The following is a 10987-nucleotide window of genomic DNA, read 5'->3' as shown; positions in this document are numbered from 1 at the left end:
CCATTATTTTCTTACTTATTTCGCACAAAAAGACGCGTGTTTTTTAACTCAAATCAGGTAATTTTGCGGCAGCGTTTTTCTCTATGCCGATCATTGGCATCAAATTATCAACGGCAGATGCGTAATTAATCGCCGAACTCCAGCCATCATATTCAGCCATTATTTTGGCTGAGGTGGCTTGCCAGACATCCTGTTCAACGCTGAGCAAATCGTTAATGCTCCGCTTGCTCAGGGTATATTCATTTCTGTAAACATCCCGGGCGCGTAATGCGCTTTCCAGCTGCAGCTTCCCCGCCTGCATTCTTCCCTGCGCGCCGGTCCAGTCAGCCTGCGCGACAGAGGCTTTTTGCAGGACATCGAACCGCGCCTGGTCAACCTGAGACGATGCCATGGCCCTTGCCCCTTCGGCCTGGCGAACGCGGGCTGAAACGGCGCCACCCTGGTATAGCGGTGCGTCAATATTGAGCTGAATCTGGTCATCCCAGTAAGAACGGTTGTCGGACTCGTAGCGGGTGCGGCCTCCTTTCAGGCTTAACGTCGGCCAGTGCTGAGACTTTGCCGTTGCCACGCCATACTGAGCTGAACGCTCCATATTCTGCGCGGCCATGACCGCGGGAATGGCCGAGTAATCAATGCGATTAAGCGAATCTTGCTCAACGGCAAGCTTCGCCGGTACAGGTGAATAGCGCTCGGCCTCCATGCCAGTCAACACCGCAAGCCGTGCGCGGGCGCTGTTTAACGCCGCGTTATACTGCTCGACCGTGGCCTGCATACCGGCAATGCGCGTGCGCGTCTGAAGCTCGTCAGAGGTTGAACTGACGCCTGCGTCGGCGCGGAGTTTGGCCAGTTGTTCAACGTTTTTGAGCGCCTGAACGTTCTCTTTGGCGGCCTGCAACAGGTCGGAATAGCGTTTGACTTCTACGTAGCTGAGCGCCGTTTTTTCCGCCACCGCAGACAAAGTGCTCATCAACTGGTAACGATAGCTATCGCGCTGCGCCGTGGACTGGTCGATGCTGTTGTTGGTCTTGCCAAAATCGTATACCAGCTGCGTCAGACTCAATCCCCAGGCCGCAGAATTGCGCAGCGAGCCGCTGGAATCGGTGGTCTGGCTATGGCCGGTGCTACCGTTTAACGATATTTGTGGCATCCAGCCGCTGCGTGCTTCATCTATTTGTGCCTGACCTATTCCCAGTTGCGCGGCCTGCTGGCTAATCGACGGATCGCGATCGATGGCAAAAAGAATACTCTCTTTTAATGTTGTCGCGGCAATCGGAGCAATCCCCACCTGGCGGCTATTCGCAGAGGCCGTATTAAAGGCCAACGAAATTAATGCCAGGGCGACTGGAAATCTCAGCAACATATTATTTCGCATAATAGTCATTTTTATCTCCCTGACTCTGAATGACGCTTAAATATTTACCCCTAAAGGGGTATAAATAATTCGACAAATATCTTACCTGGGTCCGAATAAATATTGGACAAACGCTCCCCAACCCCATTTCCATTGGAGATGAGAGCCGACCATATTCTTATGACAATAAGAATTTACTTATTTCTTTGACTGGTTTGCAGCATAACAAAATGCGCTATAGGCAACTACACCCACAATGTTAATGTGGTGTTACAGATAAGAAAAAAGATGGGGTTTCTGGACAAAACCTTAAAAAGGGGCTTTCAAATGAAACAAATAAAGTCTTTGTTATTTAAGTAAAATTTCAGAATCGCCGGATGCACATTTTTGCGTTAATTTCAGCATGCGTCAGACACAAAGATTTTCAAAGAAATGTCAGTTTAAGTAACCATAATGCCATATACAACATTAATATCTATGCATATAAATAAACACAGAATTTATTGCTATTTATTAATTTCATTAAAGCATTAATGGTTGCATATTGGTATCACAATGGTTATATCCGCCAGTGTGTTTAATAAAACACAACAATAACATTGCTGTTAACATTTGGAATGAATCACTCACACCGTATTAATAACATTTTAATAATAACCAATGTGAACAATACCGGACATTGATACTTACTGGCGATCAACACCCTTCCCTCTGCGGCAAAATGCTGTAATATGCAACTTATTGCGACATTTTGCGGGATTCATCCATGCACAAAACGGCCAGACAAAAATATGTGCTTGATATCATTAGTGAGCACGGGCAGGCCAGCATTACGGAACTGGCGGACAAACTGCAGGTCTCAGCGGACACCATCCGCCGGGATCTGACCGATCTCGAGAAACAGGGGCTGGCGCAAAAGAACCACGGCGGGGCAATTGCCCTGAATCTGTCGGCCATGAATCGTCAGGGGCGCAATACACTGCTGCCGGAAACCAAACAACGTCTTGGTAAACAGGTGGCGCAGGCTGTTCCGCCAGGTTCGACGCTGTTTCTGGATGCGGGGAGCACGATAATGGCTGTCGCCTCGTTCCTGAAGGGACCGCTGACAATCATCACCACCTCGCTGGATATCGCGTGGCACTTCAGCGACCGTGACGATATCGAACTGATCCTGCTCGGCGGAAAATGGGATCACAAGCAGCGACTGTTTGCCGGCAGCGCCACCCTTTCCCTGCTGTCACGCTACCGCGCGGATATCGCCATTCTGGGAGCCTGTGCTATCCATGCTGAACTCGGTCTGAGCGCCGGAAAAGAGGCCGATGCCGAGGTCAAACGGGCGATGCTCGCGGCCAGCCATGAGCGCTGGATTGTCGCCGACCATCTGAAACTAAACCGCTGTGAACCGTATCTGGTCAGCGGATTATCCAACATCCAGCACCTCTTTTTAGATCGTCCCTGGCCTGAGCTTGGGGACCCTGGCGCAATGCACATTACGGTTTGCGCGAAATAACGTGGAGAAGGTCATGAGTAAAGAGAAGACAATCAACATTGCGCTGATCGGGTATGGATTTGTAGGCAAGACCTTCCATGCCCCGCTGATCCAGTCCGTGGACGGCCTTAAGCTGGCGGTGGTTTCGTCTCGTGATGAAGAGAAGGTTAAACGCGATCTTCCTGATGTTCAGGTGGTGGCAACCCCGGAAGAGGCAATTCAGCATCCCGATGTCGATCTGGTGGTGATTGCCTCCCCTAACGCCACCCACGCGCCGCTGGCAACGCTTGCCCTGAATTCAGGCAAACATGTGGTCGTGGATAAACCGTTCACGCTCGACATGCAGGAAGCACGCGACCTGATTGCCCTGGCGCAAGAGAAGCAACGGCTGCTCTCCGTCTTCCATAACCGCCGCTGGGACAGCGACTTCCTCGGCATTAAGCAGATTATTGAGCAAGGAACCCTTGGCAAGGTCAAACACCTTGAGTCGCACATTGACCGTTTCCGCCCGGAAGTGCGCGTGCGCTGGAGAGAGCAAAACGTGCCCGGTAGCGGTCTGTGGTTTGATCTGGGGCCGCACCTGATTGACCAGACGCTGCAGCTCTTTGGACTGCCACAGTCGGTACAGGGCAATATCGCCACGCTGCGTGACGGCGCGGAAATTAACGACTGGGCACACGTGGTCTTAGATTATCCGCAACATAAAGTGATTTTGCACTGCAGCATGCTGGTGGCTGGCGGAACGGCACGTTTTACCGTTCACGGCGATAAAGGCAGCGTGGTGAAAGCCCGAATCGACCAACAGGAAGCGCAGCTGCTGGCGGGCGTGATCCCCGGCAGTGAGGCCTGGGGCGAGGACAGTGACAGCATGGTGTTCTTTGGTGCAAACGGTGAGCCGCAGACCGTTACCACGCCGAAAGGCGATCAGCGTCAGTACTACATCAACGTGCGTGATGCGCTACTCGGAAAAATCACCAATCCGGTTCATCCGGTCGAGGCGCTGGCGGTGATGGCGGTACTGGAAGCGGCCGTGAAATCCTCAGAGACGGGCACCACTCAGGCGCTGGAGTTAACCCTGGAAGAACGCGCTCAACTGCAATAAAACGCTAAATAAAAGCCCTGCAGACTGCTGCAGGGCTCGCGGTTATGGGTTACTGGCGTTTTTTTGGCATCATGCGCAGGAGGGTGTTGTCTTTCCAGAAATAGTGATGCATCAGCGCCGCCATCGCGTGCAGACCAATCACAACGTACCCCACGTTGGCCAGCGTCTCGTGCCACTCTTTCAGAACGTCGACCAGATCAAAATTCGATTCTGCCGCGTGCGGCATCACCAGACCAAAGGCTAACCAGTCAGTACCGCGGTTATACATCATGACAATACCAATCAGCGGCAACGCGATGAACAGCAGATACACCACCAGATGACCAAGATGGGACAGCCCGGTCACCATCGGTTTTGGCTTTGGTTCAATCGGCGGTGCGCGGAATTTAAGGCGAACCACTAAACGCGTCACCATCAACACCAGCACAGAGATGCCGCACGAAACGTGGATCATGTTGATTACCGGCCGGGCGGTGCGTGGGAAGAAGCCTTTGAACTCCATCGCGCAGTAGGCGACGATGATTAACAAAAACACCAGCCAGTGGATAGCAATTTGCAGGCTTGTATATTTAGTACGCATGAGATTTCCTGATAAATAACCGATATCGCGCCAACATAATCCCCTTTCCTTAAAAATTCATTAATTTTTCTGTATGGTTTTTCAAATACTTCCCCTCGCATGAAGCTTCTTCAATTGCCGCCCTGTCCGTGATGGTCTAAGCCTGGATGAGTTCAAAATGTCGCAAAGACGCGTTCACAGGAGTACACCATGAGTAAAATTGGCATTAACGGATTTGGACGCATAGGACGCCTTGTCCTGCGTCGCCTTCTTGAAACCCAGGACAGCAACACCGTCGTCGCCATCAACGATCTCACCTCTCCCAAAGTGCTGGCCTACCTGCTCAGGCATGATTCCAACTACGGTGGCTTCCCGTGGAGCGTAGATTTCACCGAAGACGCCCTGATTGTTGACGGAAAAACTATCGCCGTATACGCCGAAAAAGAGGCAAAACATATCCCGTGGAAAGCCGCGGGCGTCGATATCGTCGTGGAATGCACCGGCTTCTACACGTCGGCAGAAAAATCACAGGCACACCTTGAGGCCGGTGCCAAAAAAGTGCTGATCTCTGCCCCTGCCGGTGAGATGAAAACCATCGTGTATAACGTGAATGACGATACCATTGACGCCAGTGATACGATTATTTCCGTTGCTTCCTGTACCACCAACTGCCTCGCCCCACTGACAAAAGCCCTGCACGATGCGTTTGAAATAAAAGTGGGCACCATGACAACCATTCACGCCTATACCGGCACGCAGGCGCTGGTGGATGGCCCGCGCGGGAAAGATCTTCGCGCCTCACGCGCCGCGGCGGAGAATATCATTCCGCACACCACCGGGGCGGCCAAAGCCATCGGTCTGGTGATTCCGGCCCTCAGCGGCAAGCTGAAAGGCCACGCCCAGCGCGTACCGGTGAAAACCGGTTCAGTGACCGAGCTGGTCTCGATTCTGGGTAAAAAGGTCACCGTTGAGGAGATCAACGCCGCGCTGAAAAAAGCGACACAGGGGAATAAATCTTTTGGTTATACCGATGAAGAGATTGTTTCGTCTGATGTGATCGGCTCCCACTTTGGATCTGTCTTCGACGCCACACAGACCGAAGTTTCAGAGGCTGGCGATCTGCAACTGGTGAAAACCGTCGCCTGGTATGACAACGAATACGGTTTCGTCACCCAGCTGGTGCGCACGCTGGACAAATTCGCCTCGCTGTAATGCCTGTCCCCTCTCCGCGGAGAGGGGAAAACCGCAAACGGCCTCTGCTCAGAGAAGCGACCGGTGATTCAGGGCATCCGTAAGCACAGGATCCTGCTTTAACCGTGCCCACGCTGCAGTCACCTCGTCGGGGAATTCAACGTGTGCAATAAAATCACGCCCGGCCGGGCCATAGCCGTTCATGTCATCACAGAGTCGCGGAAGCTCGCCTAAAATGAGCGAGAGATAACGCTCTACCGGCCAGAGGCCAGCGCTCTCCCCGCTGAACACCAGCCCGTTTTCGCCATTTTTCAGCACCGGTGTATAGCCCGGGTGGCTGACCCACTGCGGCGAAGCAGACTCGTCACGGCACACGCGGGCAAAGGTTGCCATCGTGCGGCGTTGCATGGTCGGATCCTGCACGACCAGCACGCGCCCGGACGTCTGATGATGCTGTTTGAGCATGTTCCAGCTAAAACGCGCGTTTTCTCCGCAGTTGGTTGATTGATCGTCAACCCACACGTGCGCATCAGGGATCTGCCAGAACTGGCGGGCAATATCGGCCAGAATGCTTGCTTCCGCTCGCCCCGTTACCGGGACAGTGTGATAACGCGGATGCTGAGCGATGGCCGCATACAAAAACGCGGTCGAATGGCCAATCCCTCCGCTAATCAGTAACGGAACGTCGTGTTCAGCGGCAAGACGGCAGGCAGCGTCGATGGTCGGCATCACCGCGTTTCCGGCCAGAATAACCCTGTCAACCGCCGCCACGTCGCGGGTATCGCCCAAATCATCCTGTGCCAGCCACTGGCCGACCGTGTTGATTGCCGCCAGGGTTGACTCCGGCAGAAGGGGAAAATGCGTCTGAACCATGGTGATGTCCTCAGTTGCTCAGGTTCAGATTAACGACTTCAGATCGACAAAACAACGGCCTTCCGGGCCGCTCTTTTTCCTTAACCTGTTCTTCAACATTTGATTAACCTGCGAAAATCATATTCACTTGAATTATCATTTGCGGCAAACGTAGAATCGTTAGCCCACTCATTATTCAATTTTTTCTAAGGTAAAAGACGTTATGCGCCTGCCCGAACGCGACCCTTATGCTCCTCGCGAGTGGCAGCCTCATGAGAAACCCGCCCTCTTGGGTTCGCCCTCCACGCCAGAACACAGCACGCCAAAACGGATTGCCTACGGGGTTGTCGGTCTGCTGGTGTGCCTGACGGGGGCGCTGGGTAATGCGGTGGTCACCGCCAATCTGCAAAATCTGCAGGGGACCTTCGGGGCCTGGTCGACAGAAATCGCCTGGCTCCCGGCGGTGTATGTAATGACCAACATCTCCATCAACCTGCTGCTGGTGAAATTCCGCCAGCAGTATGGTTTGCGCGCCTTCACGGAAGGTTTTCTGGTGCTGTATGTGCTGGTCACCTTTTTCCACCTGTTTGTAAACGATCTCAGCTCCGCGCTGATGGTGCGTGCCGCGCACGGGATGGTGGCCGCCGCGCTCAGCTCCCTCGGTATTTACTACCAGATACAGGCCTGGCCCGCGAAACACCGTCTGAAGGCACTGACCATCGGGATTACCGGGTCATCGCTCGCCATCCCCCTCGCCCGCCTCTTTTCGACCGAGCTGCTGCAGCTTGACGAGTGGCGCGGGCTTTACTTCTTTGAGCTCGGGCTGGCGCTCATTTCATTGGCCTGCGTGATAGCGTTGAAATTGCCTCCTGGCGACCGGCGCAAGGTCTTCGAGAAAAAAGACTTCATCACCTTCTTTTTACTGGCCCCGGGGATGGCGCTGCTCTGCGCGGTACTTTCCTTAGGCCGTCTTTACTGGTGGTTTGAAGCGCCGTGGATCGGCTGGTCGCTGGCATTAGCGCTGGTATTAATCGTGTCTGCGATCGTGTTTGAACATAACCGTTCTAACCCGTTGCTGAATACCCGCTGGCTGTCGAGCGGCAGCATCGTGCGTCTCGGGCTCATTATGCTGCTGATCCGCATCGTGCTGGCGGAGCAAAACACCGGCGTTATCGGCTGGCTGCAGTATGTCGGCTTGCAGAATGAGCAGATGACCCACCTGGCGTGGTCTATTTTTGCCGGTATTGTCTGCGGGATTGTGACCAGCTGTTTGACCATCAAGCCCACAAAACTGGCGTGGCCGATCATTACCTCGCTGGCGCTTATGATTGTTGCCTCCCTGCTGGACAGCCAGTCGAACAACCTGACCCGCCCGGACCAGCTGATGCTCAGCCAGTTCCTGCTGGGCTTCGGCAGCGCCTTCTTCCTCGCGCCCGCCATGCTGGCCGCCATTGGCGGGGTAATCGCCGATCCACGTAACCTGGTGAGCTTCTCGGTGATGTTTGGCATGAGCCAGAACCTCGGCGGCCTGCTCGGCTCTGCCATCCTGGGGACCTTCCAGACCTGGCGCGAGAAATACCACTCCAGCATGCTGGCCGATCAGCTCACAACCCTGAACCCGCTGGTGAATGACCGTATTCAGGCTTACACCGGGCTGTACCGGAGCCTGATTGGCGACAGCTCGCTGCTGGGCACCCAGGCCATCACCCAGCTGCAAACGGTTTCAACGCTTGAGGCAAATATTCTGGCTTATAACGATACTTATTTACTGACGGCGAGCATTGCCGCCGCCACCCTGGTCTGGATTTTATGGCGCTTGCTGCGCCTGCGCCTGACTGCCCGTATGGCCCTGAAGAAGGCAACAGGCAACAAGTAATGAATATGAAGATGATTTCTCTGGAGATGTTATGAGTCAGCAGGATGCCGCTAAAGAGCAGGCCAACACCCGTAAAAATGTCCGTATCGTTTCGGTTTTCACCGCGGCGGCAATCGGTATTGTCGGCGTACTGGTGATCCTCTACGCCTGGCAGCTACCCCCGTTCACCCGCCACTCGCAGTTTACTGATAATGCCTACGTGCGCGGACAGACGACCTTTATCAGCCCGCAGGTTAACGGCTATATCACTGAGGTGAAGGTGCAGGATTTCGACCGGGTTAAAAAGGGCGAGCTGCTGCTGCAGATTGATGACCGTATCTACCGCCAGCGGGTGCATCAGGCCGAAGCGCAGCTGGCGATGAAGATTGCCGCCCTGAACAACAACCTGCAACAGCGCAAAAGCGCCGAAGCGGTGATCGCCAAAAACGAAGCGGCTCTGAAAAATGCCCGCGCCCAGAGTCTGAAATCCCAGGCAGATTTGAAGCGCGTAAAGGACCTGACGGCGGATGGTTCACTGTCTATCCGTGAGCGCGACGCCGCGCTGGCAAGCGCAGCCCAGGGCAGCGCCGACATTGATCAGGCGAAAGCCACGCTGGAAATGTCGCGCCAGGATCTGCAAACGGTGATCGTCAATCGCGGCGCGCTGGAGGCGGATGTGGAAAACGCCAAAGCGGCGCTGGAGCTGGCGCAAATTGACCTGCAAAACACGCGCATTGTGGCGCCACGCGACGGCCAGCTTGGTCAGATCGCCGTTCGTCTGGGGGCTTACGTTACCGCCGGAACCCACCTCACCACCCTCGTGCCGCCTCAGCACTGGGTGATCGCCAATATTAAAGAGACGCAGCTGGCGGAGCTTCGGGTGGGTCAGCCGGTGAAATTCACCGTCGATGCGTTAAATGATAAGGCCTATCAGGGCCGCGTGGAGAGCATCTCTCCGGCAACCGGCGTTGAGTTCAGCGCCATCACGCCGGATAACGCCACGGGTAACTTTGTCAAAATTGCCCAGCGTATTCCGGTGCGAATTGAAGTATTGGGTGACCAGGAAGCCTATCAGCTTCTGCGTCCGGGCATGTCGGTGCAGGTGACCATTGATACGCGGGAGGCGAAGCAATGACCCTTCGCCCGATAGCCGTTCTGATGATGATGACCGTGCTGGCCGGTTGCCAGTCGGTCGACGTGAAACCGGCGCAGCCGTCGCTGCACATCCCCACGCAATGGCGAGCAACAGCAGGCCCGGCAAGCCCAGCAGAACAGCTCTGGTGGCGTAATTTCCACGACAATAATCTGAACCGCTATGTGGACCTGGCGCTTAAGAACAACAGCGACGTGCTGATTGCCCGCGAACGGATTAACGAGTATCAGGCGCGGGTCTACGCGGCCGACGGCAGCCTCTTTCCGTCGCTGAATGCTGGCGTCACGGGCACCCGCGCGCGGACACAATCTGCTGCCACCGGTCTGCCGATCTACAGCAGCCTGTATAAAGGCAGCCTCACCGCCAGCTATGATGTCGATATCTGGGGCGTAAACCGCAGCACCGCGAATGCGGCTGAAGCCTCTCTGGACGCGCAGAAAGCCGCGGCGGCGGCAGCAGATCTTACCGTGGCGTCCTCGGTCGCCTCCGGCTATATCACCCTGCTGTCCCTCGATGAACAGCTTCGCGTCACCCGCTCCACGCTGAAGTCCCGGGAAGAGGCATTCACTCTCGCTAAACGCCAGTTTGAAACGGGCTACAGTTCACGCCTGGAACTGATGCAGTCCGACTCCGAACTGCGCTCCACGCGGGCGCAGGTTCCCCTGCTGCAGCATCAGATTGCACAGCAGGAGAACGCCCTGAGCTTGCTGCTGGGGAGCAACCCGGGCGAGGTCGCGCGCAGTGAAAGCTTCCCGGCCCTGACGCCCCTGACATTGCCCTCGCAACTGCCCTCCTCGCTGCTTAATCGCCGTCCGGATATTGTGCAGGCTGAAAAGCAACTGGTTGCGGCTGATGCCTCGCTGGCTGCCTCACGCGCCAGCCTGCTGCCGTCGATCAACCTGACCGCAACCGGATCGATACAGGATCGCACGCTTTCCGGCTTACTCGACAACCCGCTGCAGCTCTGGAGCGTCGGCGGCAGCATTCTTGCTCCGCTGCTCAACCGCCAGGCGCTGAACGCACAGGTGGATATTTCGCAGTCCCAGCGCAACCAGGCGCTTTACAGTTATGAAAAAACCGTCCGTAACGCCTTTGCCGAGGTCAATAACAGTCTTGATGCCATCACGCGCTATCAGGAACAACTGACGGAGCTGCTTGCCCAACAAGATGTGGCGCAAGAGACGCTGCGCATAGCGCAAAACCGCTATCGCAACGGCTATTCGTCGTACCTGGATGTGCTGGATGCCCAGCGCACGCTGTTCTCGGTACAAACCAGCGTCGTGCAGGTCAAAAATAACCTGCTGCTGGCGCAGGTTGATTTGTACAGAGCACTGGGCGGAGGCTGGAGCAACGCGTGACCTGATACCCCACAGGCCCTCTCCGGCATGGAGGGGGCGAAAACCGGATCGCAGCGCAACCCGGTGTTTGCCACTCA

At 55.2% G+C, this 10987-nt stretch carries 9 protein-coding genes; 6 read left to right on the top strand and 3 right to left on the bottom strand.

The features are described 5' to 3' along the window. Window positions 1-43: 43 nt before the first annotated feature. Window positions 44-1381 carry a TolC family outer membrane protein gene (locus ACMGG3_RS06485; protein WP_014169981.1) on the bottom strand — a complete coding sequence of 446 codons (1338 nt, stop codon included), beginning with the start codon at window positions 1379-1381 and terminating at the stop codon, window positions 44-46. 736 nt (window positions 1382-2117) lie between these two features. On the opposite strand from ACMGG3_RS06485, the gene ACMGG3_RS06480 reads away from it, so the two are divergent. Together ACMGG3_RS06480 and ACMGG3_RS06475 are read left to right on the top strand one after the other, a co-directional pair. Beyond that, a complete protein-coding gene (locus ACMGG3_RS06480; protein ID WP_149376560.1) occupies window positions 2118-2861 on the top strand; it encodes a DeoR/GlpR family DNA-binding transcription regulator in 744 nt (247 codons plus the stop codon). Between the two features lie 13 nt (window positions 2862-2874). After that, window positions 2875-3942, top strand: a complete 1068-nt coding sequence (locus ACMGG3_RS06475) for an oxidoreductase (protein WP_183516373.1) — start codon at window positions 2875-2877, stop codon at window positions 3940-3942. Window positions 3943-3991: 49 nt separating this feature from the next. Here ACMGG3_RS06475 and cybB read toward each other — a convergent pair whose 3' ends face one another. Further along, window positions 3992-4522 carry a cytochrome b561 gene (gene cybB, locus ACMGG3_RS06470; protein WP_025204247.1) on the bottom strand — a complete coding sequence of 177 codons (531 nt, stop codon included), beginning with the start codon at window positions 4520-4522 and terminating at the stop codon, window positions 3992-3994. Between the two features lie 189 nt (window positions 4523-4711). On the opposite strand from cybB, the gene gap reads away from it, so the two are divergent. Continuing rightward, window positions 4712-5713 carry a type I glyceraldehyde-3-phosphate dehydrogenase gene (gene gap, locus ACMGG3_RS06465; RefSeq protein ID WP_414149711.1) on the top strand — a complete coding sequence of 334 codons (1002 nt, stop codon included), beginning with the start codon at window positions 4712-4714 and terminating at the stop codon, window positions 5711-5713. Window positions 5714-5761: 48 nt separating this feature from the next. Here gap and ACMGG3_RS06460 read toward each other — a convergent pair whose 3' ends face one another. Next, a complete protein-coding gene (locus tag ACMGG3_RS06460; RefSeq protein WP_232946706.1) occupies window positions 5762-6565 on the bottom strand; it encodes a YdcF family protein in 804 nt (267 codons plus the stop codon). A 202-nt stretch (window positions 6566-6767) separates the two neighbouring features. On the opposite strand from ACMGG3_RS06460, the gene ACMGG3_RS06455 reads away from it, so the two are divergent. Genes ACMGG3_RS06455 through ACMGG3_RS06445 form a run of 3 tightly spaced genes read left to right on the top strand, consistent with a single transcriptional unit; the run spans window position 6768 to window position 10910 of the window. Then, window positions 6768-8420 (top strand): MFS transporter, encoded by a 1653-nt coding sequence (locus ACMGG3_RS06455; protein ID WP_014169975.1) that lies wholly within the window; start codon window positions 6768-6770, stop codon window positions 8418-8420. A gap of 31 nt (window positions 8421-8451) precedes the next feature. Further along, window positions 8452-9534, top strand: coding sequence for an HlyD family secretion protein (locus tag ACMGG3_RS06450; protein ID WP_014169974.1), 1083 nt, complete (start codon window positions 8452-8454; stop codon window positions 9532-9534). Beyond that, window positions 9531-10910: an efflux transporter outer membrane subunit gene (locus ACMGG3_RS06445; RefSeq protein WP_414149710.1), complete on the top strand. Its 1380-nt coding sequence runs from the start codon at window positions 9531-9533 to the stop codon at window positions 10908-10910. Before ACMGG3_RS06450 ends, ACMGG3_RS06445 begins: the two co-directional genes overlap by 4 nt. Window positions 10911-10987 lie beyond the last annotated feature (77 nt).

The organism is Enterobacter sp. BNK-18, assembly GCF_047456135.1.
Taxonomy (GTDB): Bacteria; Pseudomonadota; Gammaproteobacteria; order Enterobacterales; family Enterobacteriaceae; genus Enterobacter; species Enterobacter ludwigii.
The sequence above is the reverse complement of the archived record's forward strand: the minus strand, read 5'-3'. Positions and strand labels throughout refer to the sequence as shown.